General features: G+C 70.3%; 1 protein-coding gene. It reads left to right on the top strand.

The window, feature by feature from the left end:
* A partial coding sequence (locus BQ17_RS22150) for a hypothetical protein (RefSeq protein ID WP_369406490.1) occupies positions 1-286 on the top strand: 286 nt, incomplete at its 5' end.
* Positions 287-576 lie beyond the last annotated feature (290 nt).

The raw sequence follows: 576 nt of genomic DNA on the forward strand, positions 1-576 counted from the left end.
TGGGAGCCGGCCGGAGGGCCAGGGTGAAAGGGTTGGAATGACCACCGGACCCGAGCGTGACGCGGGCCGCGCGCGGGCCGGCACCGCCGGGCGTGAGGGGACAGCAGTCAGCAGCGGCCAGAGTAGCCGGCGCACAGCGGAGAGGTGTGACGGCGAAGGGCCGACCGGGCGGGCGATCCGCCAAGCCCGGCACGATGGCAGCGACCAACCGCAACCGGTCAGCCGGGCCTGGATCCCGAAGCCGACGGGCGCCGGTCGCGGACGCAGGCGATGCCGACGGAAATGACGAACGCTTGGCGGAAACGCCAAGGCTTGCTCGGCGTGCGTGAGCGGTGGATGAAGGCGCAGGGTTAGGCTTGAGACCGGTGGGTACTTCCTTCGCATAAACCGCCGAGTGCGGACCCGCATGCTAGGTGGTGTGGGGCGGGCGGGCTAAACACCCGCCCTTACCCGATTCAGCAAGGCTCCGTCCCCAGCCAGGCATTGCGGCAAGGGGAAACGCCGTCGCCGCGGCGCGGGTGGAACCTAAGTGCCCGGATTCCCGGCCAACGCCGCTGGTATCCCCCGTGACTGAGG

Source organism: Candidatus Thiosymbion oneisti, from assembly GCF_900092655.1.
In the GTDB taxonomy this organism is placed as follows: Bacteria; Pseudomonadota; Gammaproteobacteria; order Chromatiales; family Chromatiaceae; genus Thiosymbion; species Thiosymbion oneisti.